Annotated in this window: 14 protein-coding genes; 10 read left to right on the top strand and 4 right to left on the bottom strand. The window is 74.1% G+C overall.

The genetic code is table 11. The features are described from left to right. Nucleotides 1-26: 26 nt before the first annotated feature. Nucleotides 27-836, bottom strand: a complete 810-nt coding sequence (locus ABD347_RS24165) for a DUF4184 family protein (RefSeq protein ID WP_344364926.1) — start codon at nt 834-836, stop codon at nt 27-29. Nucleotides 837-1,043: 207 nt separating this feature from the next. Between ABD347_RS24165 and ABD347_RS24160 the strand changes: the two genes are divergently transcribed. Next, nucleotides 1,044-2,828 (top strand): lytic transglycosylase domain-containing protein, encoded by a 1,785-nt coding sequence (locus ABD347_RS24160; RefSeq protein WP_344364924.1) that lies wholly within the window; start codon nt 1,044-1,046, stop codon nt 2,826-2,828. Nucleotides 2,829-2,953: 125 nt separating this feature from the next. Here ABD347_RS24160 and hrpB read toward each other — a convergent pair whose 3' ends face one another. Together hrpB and ABD347_RS24150 are read right to left on the bottom strand one after the other, a co-directional pair. Beyond that, nucleotides 2,954-5,518, bottom strand: a complete 2,565-nt coding sequence (gene hrpB, locus ABD347_RS24155) for an ATP-dependent helicase HrpB (protein WP_344364921.1) — start codon at nt 5,516-5,518, stop codon at nt 2,954-2,956. Further along, nucleotides 5,515-6,309 carry a class I SAM-dependent methyltransferase gene (locus tag ABD347_RS24150; RefSeq protein WP_344364919.1) on the bottom strand — a complete coding sequence of 265 codons (795 nt, stop codon included), beginning with the start codon at nt 6,307-6,309 and terminating at the stop codon, nt 5,515-5,517. The genes hrpB and ABD347_RS24150 overlap by 4 nt, the downstream gene beginning before the upstream one ends. A 351-nt stretch (nt 6,310-6,660) precedes the next feature. On the opposite strand from ABD347_RS24150, the gene rpsA reads away from it, so the two are divergent. From rpsA to ABD347_RS24130, 4 genes are all read left to right on the top strand, one after another. Next, nucleotides 6,661-8,163: a 30S ribosomal protein S1 gene (rpsA, locus tag ABD347_RS24145; RefSeq protein ID WP_344364917.1), complete on the top strand. Its 1,503-nt coding sequence runs from the start codon at nt 6,661-6,663 to the stop codon at nt 8,161-8,163. Between the two features lie 252 nt (nt 8,164-8,415). After that, nucleotides 8,416-9,354, top strand: coding sequence for a PAC2 family protein (locus ABD347_RS24140; RefSeq protein ID WP_344364914.1), 939 nt, complete (start codon nt 8,416-8,418; stop codon nt 9,352-9,354). Nucleotides 9,355-9,385: 31 nt separating this feature from the next. Further along, entirely contained in the window at nt 9,386-10,000 is a 615-nt protein-coding gene (gene coaE / locus ABD347_RS24135) for a dephospho-CoA kinase (RefSeq protein ID WP_344364912.1), read from the top strand. A 110-nt stretch (nt 10,001-10,110) separates the two neighbouring features. Beyond that, on the top strand, nt 10,111-10,503 hold the full coding sequence (locus tag ABD347_RS24130) for a tetratricopeptide repeat protein (RefSeq protein ID WP_344364909.1): 393 nt from the start codon (nt 10,111-10,113) through the stop codon (nt 10,501-10,503). 71 nt (nt 10,504-10,574) lie between these two features. On the opposite strand, the gene ABD347_RS24125 is transcribed toward ABD347_RS24130, so the two are convergent. After that, entirely contained in the window at nt 10,575-10,847 is a 273-nt protein-coding gene (locus tag ABD347_RS24125; protein ID WP_344365033.1) for a DUF6343 family protein, read from the bottom strand. A gap of 130 nt (nt 10,848-10,977) precedes the next feature. On the opposite strand from ABD347_RS24125, the gene ABD347_RS24120 reads away from it, so the two are divergent. From ABD347_RS24120 to ABD347_RS24100, 5 genes are all read left to right on the top strand, one after another. Next, nucleotides 10,978-11,673 (top strand): class I SAM-dependent methyltransferase, encoded by a 696-nt coding sequence (locus ABD347_RS24120; protein ID WP_344364907.1) that lies wholly within the window; start codon nt 10,978-10,980, stop codon nt 11,671-11,673. Nucleotides 11,674-11,748: 75 nt separating this feature from the next. Then, nucleotides 11,749-12,219 (top strand): DoxX family protein, encoded by a 471-nt coding sequence (locus tag ABD347_RS24115; RefSeq protein ID WP_344364905.1) that lies wholly within the window; start codon nt 11,749-11,751, stop codon nt 12,217-12,219. A 97-nt stretch (nt 12,220-12,316) separates the two neighbouring features. Next, nucleotides 12,317-13,756: a carboxylesterase/lipase family protein gene (locus ABD347_RS24110; RefSeq protein ID WP_344364902.1), complete on the top strand. Its 1,440-nt coding sequence runs from the start codon at nt 12,317-12,319 to the stop codon at nt 13,754-13,756. Between the two features lie 104 nt (nt 13,757-13,860). Then, a complete protein-coding gene (locus ABD347_RS24105) occupies nt 13,861-16,686 on the top strand; it encodes a DEAD/DEAH box helicase (protein ID WP_344364899.1) in 2,826 nt (941 codons plus the stop codon). Continuing rightward, nucleotides 16,683-17,945: an SWIM zinc finger family protein gene (locus tag ABD347_RS24100; protein ID WP_344364897.1), complete on the top strand. Its 1,263-nt coding sequence runs from the start codon at nt 16,683-16,685 to the stop codon at nt 17,943-17,945. Before ABD347_RS24105 ends, ABD347_RS24100 begins: the two co-directional genes overlap by 4 nt. Nucleotides 17,946-18,031 lie beyond the last annotated feature (86 nt).

Raw genomic sequence — 18,031 nt, 5'->3', positions numbered from 1 at the left:
GGAGGCGCCGGCCGCGCGACGGCTCCTTACCGCGCCGCCCGCAGCCGCATGCCCGCGCCGTACAGCAGGAGACCCGCCGCCAGCCCCGCCCCCGCTCCGAAGCACGCGGTCGGGATGATGTCCAGCGGCGTGTCGATCCGCCCCCAGTACGCGTACCACCGCACGCACCGGTGGACGATCCCCGCCGCCACGCACGCCCCGAGCAGGCCCACCGCCGCCCACCGCCCCCGCCGGTCCAGCACCGGCACCGCCGTCGCAGGCCGCACCGGGGCCTGCGACGGAACCCGCCGCAGCGCGCTGCCCACGAACCACACCAGCACCACCAGCGCGACGGCGGAGCCGCCGTACTGCGCGTAGAGGTACAGAGGGAACCCGGCCACCACCGCCCCGAGTGCCGGAAACACCTCCGTGCCCCACCGGCCCGGGTGGGTGAACAGGTCCCATCCGACGTGCGTCGCCGCCCCGAGGACGGCCGAGGCGTAGAACCGGGCCGCCAGTCCCACCGGGTGGCGCCCCTGCCAGGCCTCTCCCCGTACCAGCGTGTGCACCCGCCCCTGCCACCGCGCCGGCACCAGCGCCAGCAGGGGCTCACGCACCATCAGCCACAACGCGACCAGTGCCCCGGCGATCAGGACGTCGACGGTCAGGATCCCCGGCAGACTGTGCGTCACGTCGCCGAAGAGCATCGCGCCCGGGACCACGGTGTCCGCGAAGTACGTCATATCGGGTGAGAACGTCCCCATGACAAGTGCCGACGCGACAAAAGGCCCCCGCGCGGTGCCGGTCCTCCGTATCCCGGGCAGGACCGCCGCGGCATGGCTGAGCGTGAATGGCATGACTGTCGTGCCCCCGTAGCGCGTACCGCCGATCAATGGCGCCCAGTATGCGCGACGTTCCCGGACCGGATCCCGGACGACTTAGAGGTGACGAATACGTGAAAACCGGTCAGGTGACGGTGTGCAGGGGCGTCGAGTTGACGTAGGGTCGCCTGAGTCACCGCGCTGGGGAGCGCGAAGGGCCGCCAACGGGGAGGGACCAGACGTATGGCAGGGCGTATCGGCCGTCGGCTGCGCAAGGGAGCCACCAGCACAGCGGTGGCCGCGGTGGCGGTGGCGGCGCTGTCCGCCTCGCAGGCGCCCGGCGTCACGCCCGCCGCCGCGGACGGAGCCGACCAGCCGATGTCGGACGTGACACCGCCCTCGCCCGACGGCTCGGCGACCGGAAACTCCCCGTACTACACCGACCTGCCGCCCCTCAACACCCCGGCGCCGCCCGGCGGTTCCCCCCAGCCGCCCGTCGTCACGGGTCCCGCGGAGGCGGGTATCCCCGCGACCGTACTCGCCGCCTACAAGCAGGCCGAGCAGCACCTGAAGACCAACGATCCGGGGTGCAACCTGCCCTGGCAGCTCCTCGCCGGCATCGGCAAGGTCGAGTCCGGACAGGCGCGCGGCGGCCGTGTCGACGCCGCCGGCACCACCTTGTCGCCGATCCTCGGTCCCGTCCTCAACGGTGTCGGTTTCGCCAACATCACCGACACCGACAACGGCGCCTACGACGGTGACACGACGCACGACCGCGCGGTCGGCCCGATGCAGTTCATCCCGTCCACCTGGGCGACGTGGGGGCAGGACGCCAGCGGCGACGGCCGCAAGGACCCGAACAACATCTACGACGCCGCCCGGGCGGCGGGCATGTACCTGTGCGCGAACAACCGCGACCTCGCGGTCAAGGCCGACCTGGACAAGGCGATCCTCAGCTACAACCGCTCGACGGAGTACCTGCGCACGGTGCTGTCCTGGTTCGAGTACTACAAGAACAACAGCCACCAGGTGCCGGACGGCGCGGGTGTCCTTCCGGTCGACCGCAGCGTCGTCGGCACGGACCCGACGCACACCCCGGCCCCGAAGCCCACCCCGGCCCCGCCGGCCGCGCCCAAGCCCACCGCGCCCAAGCCGCCCGCCTCGCCGGGCTCCGGCGGCACCACGCCGGCCCCGACCACGCCGGCCCCGAAGCCGCCGATGCCCACCCCCACTCCGACCCCGAAGCCGCCGACGACGAAGCCGCCGACCCCGGCCCCGCCGGTGACGACCCCTCCGGCCAAGCCGACCCCGCCGTCGCCCCAGCCCCCCACGCCCGCCCCCTCGCCTTCCGCGACCGTCACCCGCCTCAAGGACGCCGGTACCGGGCCGCTGACCGCGACGGCCGGCACCCGGTTCGCGGAGCGTCCCGCCGTCACGGCGCTGAACGCGGGCGGCGAGCCGGTGGCCCGGGTCGGTGTACGGTTCGCGATCACCGGCGACACCGACTCCCGCTTCCCGGACGGCGCCACCACCGTCACCGTCCTCACCGGCGCCGACGGCACCGCCACCGCGCCCGCGCTCCAGGCGGGGGACCGGGCAGGCGGGTTCACGGTCCGGGCCACCGTGGCCGGCCGGACGGTCGCCCCCGTCGACTACGCCGCGACCGTGACCGCCCGCCAGGCCGACGCACTGGTCAGGGCGGACGACAAGGAGCTGACGGCCGGGCCCGAGTCGGAGTTCGCGAACCAGGTCCAGGTGAAGGCGACGTACAAGGGTGCTGCCGCCTCCGGGGTCGCTCTGACCGCCACGATGATCAAGGCGGCGGACGACGCGACCGTCAACGACCAGGGGCCCTTCTTCAAGGACGAGCAAGGGAACGCGGTCCGCACCCTCCAGGGCCTCACGACCGACGCGAACGGCATGCTCACGCTCCCGAAGGTCCACGCGGACGGCCGGCCCGGCACGTACCTGCTGCGCCTCACCACCACCGGCGGCGCCACCCTGACCGTCGAGCTCACCGTCGCCTGACCGGGCCCGCCTGACCGACCGCCCGGCCTGACCGCCCGCGCGCTCCCCGGTCGCCCCGCCCGGCGCCCGCCCGGTCCCGAGCCCCGGCGGGCGCCGGGCGAACCGGGCCCGGCGCCTCCCGGCGGTCAGCGACGCGCGTTCGTCCTCCGGGTCGGCCGCGCCGCCGCCGGGTCCTCCGGCCACGGGTGCTTCGGATACCGGCCGCGCAGCTCCGCGCGGACGGAGCGGTATCCGTCGCGCCAGAAGGACGCCAGGTCCGCCGTGACCGCCGCCGGGCGCCCCGCCGGCGACAGCAGGTGCACCAGGACCGGAACGCCCGCTATGGAGGGCGTTTCGGTGAGCCCGAACAACTCCTGGAGCTTCACCGCCAGCACGGGCTGCTCGCCGCCGTACTCGACGCGGATCCGCGACCCGCTCGGCACCTCGATCCGCTCCGGGGCGAGCTCGTCCAGCCGGGCCGCGTCACCGGTGGCCCAGGGCAGCAGCCTCCGCAGGGCGTGACCCGCGTCGATCCGGCCCAGGTCCGCCCGGCGCCGGGCCCGGGAGAGTTCCGGCTCCAGCCACTCCTCCGGGCGCTCGAGCAGCGCGGCGTCCGACACGTCCGGCCACGGCGCCCCCAGCACCCGGTGCAGGAACGCCAGCCGTCGGCGCAGCTCGTCCGACTCCCGCGACCAGCGCAGCAGTCCCGGCCCGTCCCGCCGCAGCCCCTCCAGCAGGGCTTCCCGCACGAGTGCCGGATCGGGGTCCCTCAGCGGGCGTACGACGGTCTCGATCGCGCCCAGCCGCTCCACCGACCGGGCGACCACGTCACCGTCCTCCCACCGCACCTCGTCGCCCGCCACGAGCAGGTGCCTGGCCGCGGCCCGCGCGGTCCCGTCGTCCACCACGGCGGCCAGCCGCACGCGCGCGGAGGCGGCGTGCGACGGCCGGTCCGCGACGGCGACGGCGAGCCACGCCGAGCCCCGCAGCCGGGACTCCGGGGCGAGCTCCGCGCCCGTCCCGGAGGCCATCAGGAACGCCCCGCCACCCTTGCCCCGCGCCACCCGCTCGGGAAAGGCGAGCGCGGCCACCAGCCCGGCGGCGGCGTCGTCCCCCGGCCCGGCCGCCCCGTCCGGGCCACCGCCGTCCCGGGTGCCCCGCGCTCCGGGGCCCCCGCCCTCCCGCGTGCCCCGCCCTGCCGGCGGCCGGTCGCCCGCCTCCGGCGCGTCCAGCTGCCGGGCCAGGCGCCGCGCCTCCTGCCGCCAGCGCGCCCCGTACGCGTCACCACCCCGCCGCGCCGCACGCCACACGGCCGCCAGGTCGTCGCCGTACTCGCGCGGCGGCTCCTCGCTCAGCAGCGCCACCACCTCGGCGGCGCGCCGCGCGCCGACCGCCGGCGCCCCGTCGAGCAGCGCCCGCGCCAGGCGCGGGTGCAGACCCAGGCGGGCCATGGTGGCGCCCCGGTCGGTCACCCGGCCCGCCGCGTCCACCGCGCCGATCGCCGCCAGAACCGACCGCGCCGCGGCCATCGCGCCCGCGGGCGGCGCGTCCAGCAGCGCGAGGCCCGCCGCGTCCGGGTCACCCCAGGCCGCCGCCCGCAGCGCGAACCCCGCCAGATCCGCGACCTGGATCTCGGGCGCCGGGAACCGGGGCAGACGCCCGTCCTCCGCCTCCGTCCAGCACCGGTACACCGCGCCCGGTGCCTCGCGCCCCGCCCGGCCCGCGCGCTGCCGGGCGGCAGCCCTGGACGCCCGTACCGTCGTCAGCGAACCGAGACCCCGCGCGTGGTCCGTGCGCGGCTCGCGGGCCAGCCCCGAGTCCACCACCACCCGCACCCCGGGCACCGTCAGCGACGACTCGGCGACCGACGTCGCCAGGACCACCCGCCGCCCCGTCCCGGGGGAGAGCACCGCGTCCTGTGCGGCCGCCGGCGCCCGCCCGTGCACCTGGAGCACCTCCGCCTCCACCGACGACAACAGCCCCGCCACGCGCGCGATCTCCCCGGCGCCGGGCAGGAAGCACAGGACGTCCCCGGGGCGCTCGGCCAGCGCCCGCCGCACCACCGAGGCCACATGCGCCAGGAGCGCCGGGTCCACCCTCATGCCGTGCGGCGGCCGCACCGTCCCGGGCGGCGGCGCCCACACCACCTCCACCGGATGCGCCACGCCCCGCGCCTCCACCACCGGCGCGCCGCCCAGCAACCGGGCCCAGCCCGCCGCGTCGGTCGTCGCCGAAGCGGCCACCAGCCGCAGTTCGGGCCGCAGGGCCGCCCGTACGTCCAGCAGGAACGCGGCGGCGGTGTCCGCGTCCAGGTGCCGCTCATGGCACTCGTCCAGGATCACCACGTCCACCCCCGCCAGCTCGGGGTCCCGCTGGAGCCGCTGGAGCAGCACGCCCGTCGTCACCACCTCGACGACCGTCCCGTGTGACACCACCCGCTCACCGCGCACCGTGAAGCCCACCCGGCCGCCCACCTGCCCGCCCAGCAGCCACGCCATCCGCCGGGCCGCCGCCCGAGCCGCGATCCGCCGCGGCTCGGCCACGACGACCCGCGCCCCGCGCTCGGCGAGCGCCAGCGGCACCAGCGTCGTCTTGCCGGTCCCGGGCGGCGCGCACAGCACCGCGGAGCCGTGCTCCTCCAGCGCCCGTTCGAGGGCCGACAGGGCGGTGCGTACGGGAAGGCCCAGGGCTTCCTCACGGAGGCGCGTCACGCGCGCTCGCAGACGAAGACCGCCGTGCCGGGGATCAGGTTCCCGCGCAGCGGGGACCAACCGCCCCACTCCTGGGTGTTCCAGGCCGGCCACTCCGGCTCGACCAGGTCCACCAGCCGGAACCCGCCCGCGACCACGTCCCGCACCCGGTCCCCGATCGTCCGGTGGTGCTCGACGTACACGGCGTTCCCCTCCTCGTCCTGCTCCACATAAGGGGTGCGGTCGAAGTAGGAGGCGGCGACGGACAGGCCCTCCGGACCCGGCTCGTCGGGGAAGGCCCACCGGATGGGGTGGGTCACCGAGAACACCCACCGCCCGCCCGGCCGCAGCACCCTGCGCACCTCCCGGAAGACCAGCACCGGATCGGCCACGAAGGGCACCGCCCCGTACGCCGAACACGCCAGATCGAAAGAGCGGTCCCTGAAGGGCAGCGCTGTGGCGTCGGCCTCCACCAGGGGCACGTCCTCGCCGATACGCAGGGCGTGCTGGAGCTGCCGGTGGGACAGGTCGAGTGCGACGGGACGGGCGCCGTGGGCGGCCAGCCAGCGCGAGCACTGGGCGGCGCCCGCACCGATCTCCAGTACGTCGAGCCCGGCGACGTCCCCCAGGAGGCCCGCTTCGGCCTCGTCCAGTCCCTCCGGGCCCCATACGAACCGGTCGTCCCCGAGGAACGCCCCGTGCTCGTCCTGGTACTCGTCCGCGTTCCGGTCCCACCAGCCGCGGTTCGCCCGGCTGCTCTCCTGGTCACCGGCGTGGCGCCGAGTGGCTTCAGGCTCGTACTCTTGGATCATCCCGCCCGCCGTTGTAGGTTGCGCACGGCTCCCGCGCAAGCGGCGGCCGCGGCCACGATGGCCTTGGGAAACTTTAATTGTGCCGGGAATGCGACGTTCTGCCCCGGGTGTGCGCCTTCGCGCATTGACCCTGTCCGGCCGTCCCCGTATGCTAAAGGTTGCGCTGCGGGCCTGCGCGCCTCAGACGGAGCAGGTCGCGCTCGCATCTGTTGTATGTCCCCTCGGTTGTCGAGGCGCCTCCCCTGGCGGGGACAGGCGCTTCCTTGGCTGTCCGGCTTCTTCAGCTGCGATACGGGCTCTCGGCGTAGCAGTACCTACGACTTCAATGTCCGTACCGGAGCCCTTTCCCACATGACGAGCAGCACCGAGACCACCGCCACCACCCCGCAGGTTGCGGTCAACGACATCGGTAACGAGGAAGCTTTCCTCGCCGCGATCGACGAGACGATCAAGTACTTCAACGACGGCGACATCGTCGACGGCGTCATCGTGAAGGTCGACCGGGACGAGGTCCTGCTCGACATCGGTTACAAGACCGAAGGTGTCATCCCGAGCCGCGAGCTCTCGATCAAGCACGACGTCGACCCGAACGAGGTCGTCAAGGTCGGCGACGAGATCGAGGCCCTTGTTCTCCAGAAGGAGGACAAGGAAGGCCGCCTGATCCTCTCGAAGAAGCGCGCCCAGTACGAGCGTGCCTGGGGCACCATCGAGAAGATCAAGGAAGAGGACGGCATCGTCACCGGCACCGTCATCGAGGTCGTCAAGGGTGGTCTCATCCTCGACATCGGCCTCCGTGGCTTCCTGCCGGCCTCCCTCGTCGAGATGCGCCGTGTCCGCGACCTCCAGCCCTACGTGGGCAAGGAGCTCGAGGCGAAGATCATCGAGCTGGACAAGAACCGCAACAACGTGGTCCTGTCCCGCCGCGCCTGGCTCGAGCAGACCCAGTCCGAGGTGCGCCAGACGTTCCTCACCACCCTGCAGAAGGGTCAGGTCCGCTCCGGCGTCGTCTCCTCGATCGTCAACTTCGGTGCGTTCGTCGACCTGGGTGGCGTCGACGGCCTGGTCCACGTCTCCGAGCTGTCCTGGAAGCACATCGACCACCCCTCCGAGGTTGTCGAGGTCGGCCAGGAGGTCACCGTCGAGGTTCTCGACGTGGACATGGACCGCGAGCGTGTCTCCCTGTCGCTGAAGGCGACGCAGGAGGACCCGTGGCAGCAGTTCGCCCGTACGCACCAGATCGGTCAGGTCGTCCCGGGTAAGGTCACCAAGCTGGTTCCGTTCGGTGCGTTCGTCCGCGTGGACGAGGGCATCGAGGGTCTGGTCCACATCTCCGAGCTGGCCGAGCGCCACGTGGAGATCCCGGAGCAGGTCGTCCAGGTCAACGACGAGATCTTCGTCAAGGTCATCGACATCGACCTCGAGCGTCGTCGCATCAGCCTCTCGCTGAAGCAGGCCAACGAGTCCTTCGGTGCCGACCCGGCCTCGGTCGAGTTCGACCCGACCCTGTACGGCATGGCCGCGTCCTACGACGACCAGGGCAACTACATCTACCCCGAGGGCTTCGACCCGGAGACCAACGACTGGCTGCCGGGCTACGAGACCCAGCGCGAGGCGTGGGAGACCCAGTACGCCGAGGCGCAGCAGCGCTTCGAGCAGCACCAGGCCCAGGTCATCAAGTCCCGCGAGGCCGACGAGGCCGCCGCTGCCGAGGGTGGCCCCGCCGCTCCGGCCGGTGCCCCGGCGGGTGTCTCGGGTGGTTCGTACTCCTCGGAGTCGGACGACAACTCCGGCGCCCTGGCGTCGGACGAGGCCCTGGCTGCCCTCCGCGAGAAGCTGGCCGGCGGCCAGAGCTGAATCCCCGGCTCACCGCTGAGCAGTAGCAGCTGAGTATCGAGGCCCGTCCCCGGAAGGGGGCGGGCCTCGGTCGTGTCCCCGTGCTCCTGTGACCCGCCGGAGGACGGTGCCCCGCCCCCAACCGCCCTCCTGGGCATGGGTCTCGCAGCCCTTGCCCAACGGGTTCGCACCGGACCGGAAAGAAGCACTCCGGGGGAATGCCTGTACGGCGAGTGACGTTCTTCCCTACGAACACGAGGAGGAGCGGTAATCGTGCTTGATCCGCAGGATTTGTACGCATGGGAGCCCAAGGGCCTGGCCGTCGTCGATGTGGCGCTGGCGCAGGAGTCGGCCGGCCTGGTCATGCTCTACCACTTCGACGGATACATCGACGCGGGTGAGACCGGCGATCAGATCGTCGACAGCCTGCTGGGCTCGCTGCCCCACCAGGTGGTGGCCCGCTTCGACCACGACCGTCTCGTGGACTACCGGGCGCGCCGTCCGCTGCTCACCTTCCGGCGCGACCGCTGGGCGGCGTACGAGACACCGGCCATCGAGGTCCGCCTCGTGCAGGACGCCACCGGGGCGCCCTTCCTGCTGCTGTCCGGCCCCGAGCCCGACGTGGAGTGGGAGCGGTTCGCGGCGGCCGTACGGCAGATCGTCGAGCGGCTCGGGGTGCGGCTTTCGGTCAACTTCCACGGCATCCCCATGGGCGTGCCGCACACGCGGCCCGTCGGCCTCACCCCGCACGGCAACCGCACCGACCTCATGCCCGCGCACCGCAGCCCGTTCGACGAGGCGCAGGTGCCGGGCAGTGCCGAGGCACTGGTCGAGTACCGGCTGATGGAGGCCGGGCACGACGTCCTCGGCGTCGCCGCCCACGTACCGCACTACGTGGCGCGGTCGGCCTACCCGGACGCGGCGCTGTCCGCCGTGGAGGCCATCACCGCGGCGACCGGGCTCGTCCTGCCCGGCATCGCGCACACGCTGCGGACGCGGGCCCAGCGCACCCAGACCGAGATCGAGCGTCAGATCGCCGAGGGGGACGAAGAACTGACCGCGCTCGTCCAGGGGCTGGAGCACCAGTACGACGCGATGGCGGGTGCGGAGACGCGGGGGAACCTGGTCGCCGAACCGGTGGAGCTGCCGTCGGCGGACGAGCTCGGCCGCGAATTCGAACGGTTCCTCGCGGAGCGGGAGGGCGACCTCTAGGGGCCGCCCGGCAAGGCCTAGGCTTCCGTTCATGCTGAAGGTTGGGTTGACCGGCGGAATCGGCGCCGGAAAGAGCGAGGTGTCACGGCTCCTCTCCTCGTACGGAGCGGTCCTCATCGACGCCGACAAGATCGCACGCGAGGTCGTCGAGCCCGGCACGCCCGGGCTCGCGGCCGTCGTGGCGGCGTTCGGCCCGGAGATCCTCACGGCGGACGGAAGCCTGGACCGCCCCAGGCTCGGTTCGATCGTCTTCTCCGACCCCGAGGCGCTGGCCACGCTGAACGGCATCGTCCACCCCCTGGTAGGCGCCCGCTCGGCGGAGCTCGAGGCGGCGGCGGGGCCGGAGGCCGTCGTCGTCCACGACGTACCGCTGCTCACGGAGAACGGCCTCGCGCCACTGTACGACGTGGTCGTGGTCGTCGACGCGTCCCCCGGGACGCAGCTGGACAGGCTCGTGCGGCTGCGCGGGATGACCGAGGTGGAGGCCCGCTCCCGCATGGCCGCACAGGCGACGCGGGAACAGCGGCGGGCCGTGGCCGACCTGCTCATCGACAACGACGGCCCGCTGGAGGACCTGGAACCCCAGGTGCGGAAGGTCTGGGACCGGCTGACCCGGGGGCGCGGCGGGTCCGCGGGCAGCCCCTGACGTAGGGCGGTGGCGGTGGCGGTACGGAGAAACGCCGGGGTCCGCGCGGCCGAGGGAATACCGGCCCGGCCGCGGATGTTGAACCGCCGGAGCGAGGGAAGGATCCGAGCGTGCCCGAGACCAACCCGGAGACCCACGTCATCGACTACCGCGCGGCGGAGCAGCTGCTCGCGGCGCGGGACCCGCGCGGAGCTGTCAAGCTCCTCGATTCCGTGATCGCGGCCCACCCCGAGAACACCGCCGCGCGCCTGCTGCGCGCCCGTGCGTTCTACGCGGCCGCCCAGCTGCGGCCCGCCGAGCTGGAATTCGAGCTGGTGCTGGAGCGCGAGCCCGACAACGCGTTCGCGCACTTCGCGCTGGCCCGCACCTTCCAGCGCTCGGGCCGCCCCGAGCAGGCGAAGCGCCATTTCCGCCTCGCCGCCGCACTGGACCCCAAGCCGGAGTACCTGGAGGCGGCGCGTTTTCCGGTGGACTTCCCGGCCGACGTGCCCCCCGAGGAGTGACCGCCCCGGAGGAGTGACCGCCCCGCGCCACGGGTGACGGCCCGCGCCACGGGTGATGGCCCGCACCGCCACTACCGTGCGCCGGGGCGCCCGTCGTCCGGGTCGTAAGGGGGGACGTCGCGGCCGGGTTGGTAGTGCGCGCCCTGACGGATGTGGCGCAGGACGACTACGAGGTCGACGATGATGACCGCGGTCAGCAGCCCACAGGCCGCCGCCCAGCCGGGCCGGCCGACCATGGCGAAGGCCACGGTTCCCGCGCCCGCCCAGAGCAGCCCCCACAGACCCAGCCAGAAGCGGATCCGCAGCGGGCTGCGTGCTGTTCTCGGTTCACTGCCGGTACGCATACGCATGGTGATCGCTCTCCCGGTCCGCGAGTACCCGCGCGGCGCCGTTCGATCCCGGCCAAAGGCGAGCGGGAGGGAACGGGACCGTGAGGCCGGCCGTTCAGGGCACATGGACGAAGAGGGCGGACCGATGCGTGAGGGATACCGGGGCACAGGCCCGGGGGCGATCACCCCGGACGGGTGTGCGGTCGATCTGTACAGCAGGCTCGTCGCGGGCACCGAGCCCGACATCGTCGCCGACGCGGTGCCGGCGAACGCGACCCTGCTGGAACTGGGCAGCGGAGCGGGCCGGCTCACCCGGCCGCTGGTCGAGCGGGGCCTGGTGGTCACCGCCGTGGACGAGTCGGCCGAGATGCTGGCACGGGTCCGGGAGCGGGTGCCCGGCGTCAGGACCGTGCGGAGCCCGATAGAGAGCCTGAGCCTGGGGGAGCGGTTCGACGCCGTTCTGCTGGCGTCGTTCCTGGTGCACACGGGCGACCGGCGGGTGCGCGACGGGCTGCTCGCGGCCTGTCGGCGGCACGTCCGGGACGACGGGTGCGTACTGATCCAGCGGGAGGGCGTGGACTGGCACACCCGGGTGCCGCGTGAGCGCGAGGACCCGTCCGGCTGCACGGTGCGGATCGCGTCGGCGCAGCCGGTCGGGGACGGGGTGAACTCGGTGGTCTGCGAGTACGTCTTCCCGGACGCTCGCTGGACACAGACCTTCCTCTCCCGGCCGCTGACGACGAAGGACTTCGAGAGCTGCCTGGCCGCCGCCGGGCTCACCGTCGACACCTGTCTGACCGATGACGGAACGTGGGTGCGGGCGCGGCCGGAACACCGATGAGTTCCGGACGGTTCTCCGGTCTACCTCCCCGACAGCGACACACCGCTCGGGCAACGCCCGCAGGAGGAGACCGACATGACCGCCACCACCGCACCCGCCACCACCGCACCCGCCACCACCGCACCCGCCACCACCGCACCCGCCACCGGCGCCGCCGGCACGACCCGTCGCGCGCACACCGCCGTGTGGGCCCTGCAGATTGTCCTCGCCCTCTTCTTCGCGATTCCGAGCGCCGGGCCGAAGCTGGTCGGGCACTCCGCGGCGGCGACGTCCTTCGACGCGATCGGTCTCGGCGACTGGTTCATGTACCTGGTGGGCGCGCTGGAGCTGGCGGGCGCCGTCGCGCTGGTGGTGCCCGCGCTGTCCGGGGTGGCGGCACTCGCGCTCATCGGTCTGATGGCCGGTGCGCTCGTCACCCAACTGGCCTTCCTGGGCGGGGAGTACTGGTTCACGCCGGTGATCTTCGCGCTGCTGCTGGCCGTCGTCGCCCGGACCCGCCGGAACCGCACCGCCACACTGCTGCGCCGGGTCCGCGGCCGGGTGTGAGCCGGGACACGAGTGGGGGCGAGCCCCTTTACGCCAGGCGGGGCGGCACGGTACGAGAGGGGCAGGCGACGAAGGGACCCCGATGCGACCGGTGTGCATGACCAGGCAGGGCGCGGTACGCGGTGACATCGCGGCCGACGGGACCGCCTCCTTCCTCGGAGTCCCGTACGCCGCCCCGCCCTTCGGCCCCCTGCGCTTCCGGCCACCGTCCCCACCGCGCGCGTGGAGGGGGACACGGGACGCGACGGCCTACGGCCCCACGCCGCCGAAGGCGCCCTACGCCCCGCCCTTCGACGCCCTCCTCCCGGAGACGACGATCCCGGGGGAGGACTGCCTCAACCTCAATGTGTGGACGCCGTCACCGGGCCCCGGCGCCCGGCTGCCGGTCATGGTGTGGCTGTACGGCGGGGCCTTCGCCAACGGGGCGGCGTCGTCCGCGTACGACGGCAGCGCCTTCGCGCGGGACGGCGTCGTCTTCGTCTCGCTCAACTACCGCATCGGGACGGACGGTTTCCTCCACCTGGACGGCGTCCCGGACAACCGGGGCCTGCTCGACCAGATCGCGGCGCTGGAGTGGGTCCGCGACAACATCGCGAACTTCGGCGGCGACCCGGACCGGGTCACCCTCTTCGGCGAGTCGGCCGGAGCGATGAGCATAGGCGTCCTGCTGGGCGAGGCGCGAGCCCGTGGCCTGTTCCACCGGGCCATCCTGCAGAGCGGGGCCGCGCACCACTTCCTCCGCCCCGCGTCGGCCCGGCGGATCACCGCCCGGCTGGCCGAGAAGCTCGCGGTGGAACCGACGGCCGACGCCTTCGCCGCCGTACCGCTCGACCGTCTCCTCACCGCCCAGGCGGAGCTGCGGGGCGAGATCGGCGCCCGCCCCGACCCCGCCCTGTGGGGTGAGGCGGCACTCAACGCGATGCCCTTCGAGCCGGTGACCGAGGGCCCGGCCCTCCCAGGGCCGGACTGCGGCGTCGACCTGCTGGTCGGCAGCAACCGCGAGGAGTACCGGCTCTTCCTCGTCCCCACCGGGCGGCTGCACCTGCTGTCGGAGACCAGGCTCCGGACCACCGCCGAGGCGTACGGCCTCGATCCGCAGGAGGCCCTGCCCGTCTACCGGGACGCGCGGCCCGGCGCCGGGCCGGGGGAGATCTTCGACGCGATGGTGACGGACTGGTTCTACCGGATCCCGGCGATCCGGCTGGCCGAGTCGGTGCCGGGGTCGTACGTGTACGAGTTCGCGCGGCGCTCCTCCGCCTACGACGGCCGGCTCGGGGCCTGCCACGCGGGAGAACTGGCCTACGTCTTCGACCGGCTCGACGACCCCCGGTACGCGCCGATGATCGGTGACGACCCCGCGCAGGCGGTGGCGGACGCGATGCACGGGGCGTGGGTGGCGTTCGCGGCGACCGGCGACCCGGGGTGGCCCGCGTACGATCTCCGGAGCCGGACGACGATGATCTTCGACGACACGAGTCCCGGGCCCGTCGACGACCCGCGTGGCGCGGAGCGGGCCCTGTGGGAGGGCCTGCGCTGACCAGGGCTCGAGCGATGGCCGAAGCCGATTGCCCCGATTGTCAGACCCCCGCCGTAAGGTCGTAGATCCACGACACGACCAGTGTGAGGGGAGGCGACGGACCGATGCCGCAGCGACCGCTGCACACCTGTGCCGCCGTCTTCCTCCCCGCCGCGCTGCCCCGCGAAGGCCGGGTCGCCTTCTGGTCCCCCGACGCCCGGCCCCTGCCCCCGGGGACAGCCGACCCCACCGGGCAGGCCGCCGGCCACGCGACCATCACGGTGGTGCGGGCCCACGGCGGCGGGGTGCGCGGCAGGGGCGTTCCGGCGGTGGTGCTGCCCGTGGCCGACGCCCTGCCCGTGCTGGTCGCCGCGCGGCACGCGCCGGACGCCCACCCGGCGGCGGCCTGCTGGGGCGCGGCCGCCCTGCACGCCCTCCATCTGGCCGGGCGCGGCCGGCTGCTGCCGGGGCTCACCGCCGGCGACCTGGACGCCTGGCGGGCCGGGCCGCTGGACGCGGACGACATCGCCCACCTCCGGGCGGTCGCCGCGGCGATGCCGTACGAAGCCCACGCCGTGCCGGTGCCCGGCGCGCGCCCCCTCCGGCTGCCCGAGCCCGAGGCCCTGGTGCGCGCGTTCCTCGACGCGGTCGCCGACACCCTGCCCCGCACACCGGCCGCCGCCTACGCCGCCGGGCCGCCGTTCGCGGCACGCGCCCCGCAGCACCTGCCCCGCGCGCGTGCCTGGGCCGCCGAGGCGGCGGCGGGCATGGACGCCGGTGTCCGCGTCTCCCTCCGCCTCGACCTGTCCGGGTACGAACTGTTCGACACCCTCGCGGAGGGCGGCGGCGAGCGGGAGGCCGCCGCCGCGCTCGTCCAGGTCCACAGCCTCGCCGACCCCACCCTGGTCGTCGACGCGGCCGCCCTGTGGGCGGGAGAGGGCACCGAGCACTTCGGGCCCCGCGCGAGGATCGACGCCGTGCTGGCGCTGCGGCGCGCGGCACGCGTGTGGGCGCCGCTCGCCCGGCTGCTGGAGCGGGACGTGCCCGACGTCCTGTCGCTCACCGAGGACGAGCTGTACGAGCTGCTGGGCCCGGCGGCGGCGCGGCTCGGCGCGGCCGGCGTGACCGTGCACTGGCCCAGGGAGCTGGCGCGGTCGCTCTCCGCCGCCGCGGTCGTCCGGCCCGCGCCGGGCTCGGCGACCGACGGGACGGCGTTCTTCGACAGCGAGGAGCTTCTGCGGTTCAACTGGCAGCTGGCGCTGGACGGCGACCCGCTGACCGAGCGGGAGATGGACGCCCTCGCCGAGGCGCACCGCCCCGTCGTGCGGCTGCGCGACCAGTGGGTGGTCGTCGACCCCGCGCTCGTGCGGAAGGCCCGCAAGCGGGAGCTGGGCCTGCTGGAGCCGGTCGACGCGCTGGCCGTGGCGCTCACCGGCACCGCCGAGGTGGACGGCGAGACGGTCGAGGCGGTCCCCGTCGGCGCCCTCGCGGCGTTGCGCGACCGGCTGGTGACGGGCCCCGGCACCATCGACCCGCCGCCGGGCCTCGACGCCACCCTGCGCGACTACCAACTGCGCGGCCTGGCCTGGCTGGACCTGATGACGTCCCTGGGCCTCGGCGGCTGCCTCGCGGACGACATGGGCCTCGGCAAGACCGTCACCCTCATCGCCCTCCACCTGCGCCGCGCCCGCCGGGCCCCCACCCTCGTCGTCTGCCCGGCCTCCCTGCTCGGCAACTGGCAGCGCGAGATCGCCCGCTTCGCCCCCGGCGTACCGGTGCGCCGCTTCCACGGCACCGACCGGACCCTGGACGGCCTCGAAGGCGGCTTCGTGATCACCACGTACGGCACGATGCGCACCAGCGCCGAGCAACTGGCCGCGCACGAGTGGGGGATGGTCGTCGCCGACGAGGCGCAGCACGTCAAGAACCCGTTCTCCGCGACCGCCAAGGCGCTGCGCACCATCCCCGCGCCCGCGCGCGTCGCCCTGACCGGCACCCCCGTCGAGAACAACCTCTCCGAGCTGTGGACGCTGCTCGACTGGACCACGCCGGGGCTCCTCGGCCCGCTCAAGGCGTTCCGCGCGCGCCACGCGCGCGCCGTCGAGAACGCCGAGCAGATCGAGAACGACGAGGCGGTCGAGCGTCTCGCCCGGCTCGTCCGTCCCTTCCTGCTGCGCCGCAAGAAGTCCGACCCGGGCATCGTGCCCGAGCTGCCGCCCAAGACGGAGTCCGACCACCCGGTTCCCCTCACCCGCGAACAGGCCTCGCTCTACGAGGCGGTGGTGCGCGAGACGATGGCGCGGATCGAGGCAGCGGAGGGCATTGCACGCCGCGGGCTGGTGATGAAGCTGCTGACGTCCCTGAAGCAGATCTGCAACCACCCGGCCCAGTACCTGAAGGAAGAGCCCGCCCGACTGGCCGGCCGGTCGGGGAAGCTCACGCTCCTCGACGAGCTCCTCGACACGATCCTGTCCGAGGACGGCTCCGTGCTGGTCTTCACCCAGTACGTGACCATGGCACGGCTGCTCACCGCGCACCTGACTGCCCGCGCGGTCCCCTCCCAGCTGCTGCACGGCGGGACGCCGGTGGCGGAGCGGGAGCGGATGGTGGACCGGTTCCAGTCCGGCGAGGTCCCGGTGTTCGTCCTGTCCCTCAAGGCCGCCGGCACCGGGCTCAACCTCACCCGTGCCGGTCATGTCGTGCACTACGACCGCTGGTGGAACCCGGCCGTCGAGGAGCAGGCCACCGACCGGGCGTACCGCATCGGCCAGACCCAGCCGGTCCAGGTCCACCGCCTGATCGCCGAGGGGACGGTGGAGGACCGCATCGCGGAGATGCTGCTGGCCAAGCGCGCGCTGGCCGACGCGGTCCTCGGCTCGGGGGAGTCCGCCCTCACCGAGCTGACCGACCGCGAGCTGGCCGACCTCGTGTCCCTGAGGAGGCTGTCGTGAGCCCGCACCGCCCCGGCACCCGGCGCGCCCCGCTGCACGACGACCGTCGCCGCACGTTCCCGCAGCTCTCCCCCGCCCGGAGCGCCGACGGGAGGTTCGCCGCCACCTGGTGGGGCAACGCCTGGGTGGAGGCCCTGGAGGACACCGCCCTGGACCCGGCGCGCCTGGCACGCGGGCGTGCGTACGCCACCACCGGGCACGTCGACGCGATCACCGTGACACCGGGCCGAGTCACGGCGTACGTCCACGGCAGCCGCCCGCGCCCGTACCGCACGGAGATCCGGCTGCGGGTCCTCGCCGACGACGACTGGGAACGTTTCCTGGACGCCGCGGCCGCCCGCCCCGACCACATCGCCGCTCTCCTCGACAAGGACGTGCCGCACGCCCTGGCCGCGGCGGTGGACCTGCTGCCCGGCCCGGGCGACCTGGTCCCGGACTGCTCCTGCCCCGACCACGGCTACCCCTGCAAGCATGCCGCCGCCCTCTGCTACCAGGCGGCACGGCTCCTCGACGAGGACCCGTTCGTGCTGTTCCTGATGCGTGGCCGGGGCGAACAGGAGATCCTCGCGGCGCTCAGCCACCGCAACGCCGCCCATGAGGCCGCCGAGACCAGTGCCGTGCCCCCGCCCATGCCCACCGTGCCCGCCGGCGCGGTCCTCGCCGCCCCGCCCGCCACGACCCTGCCGCCGCCCCTGCCCGCCCCCGACCGGCCTGGCCGCCCGCCCCTCTACCCCGAGGACCCGGAGGCGCCCGACCCGCTGGCCCTGGAGATGCTGGCCACCGAGGCGGCGGTCCGCGCACACACCATCCTGACCACCGGGCAGGACCCGGTCGCCGCGCTCACCCCCTGGCAGGACGCCGTCCGTCTCGCGGCCGCCCACCCCGGCTCCGGTCTGACCGCCTCCACCCGCGCCCTCTACCGCGACCTCGCCGCCGCCCTGGACCGCACCCCCGCCGACCTCGCCCGCGCCGTCGCCGCCTGGCGCCAGGGCGGACCGGAGGGACTCGCCGTCCTGGAAGAGCCCTGGGACCCGCCCGCCGGCCCCTTCGACCGCGCCCGACCCGCTCTGATCGGCGCCGACCTCCCCCACTTCCGCCCCTGGCGCAACCGTCTCTCCACCCGCTCACTGCAACTGCGCTACGGCCGCGACGGCCTCTGGTACGGGTACGAATCGGACCCCGACCGCGAGGACTGGTGGCCGAGGGGCACCCCTGACGCCGACCCGGTCGGCGCGCTCACCGACCTGCTGGAACGCTGACACGCGGCCCGCACTCCCGGGCGGGTGTTGTCCCGGCCCACGAGGACGACAGGTAAAGAGCCTGTGAGGGTTCGAATGAGCCACCA

It is taken from the genome of Streptomyces gobitricini (assembly GCF_039532985.1).
Taxonomy (GTDB): Bacteria; Actinomycetota; Actinomycetes; order Streptomycetales; family Streptomycetaceae; genus Streptomyces; species Streptomyces gobitricini.
This window is presented reverse-complemented; position numbering and strand designations above follow the sequence as displayed.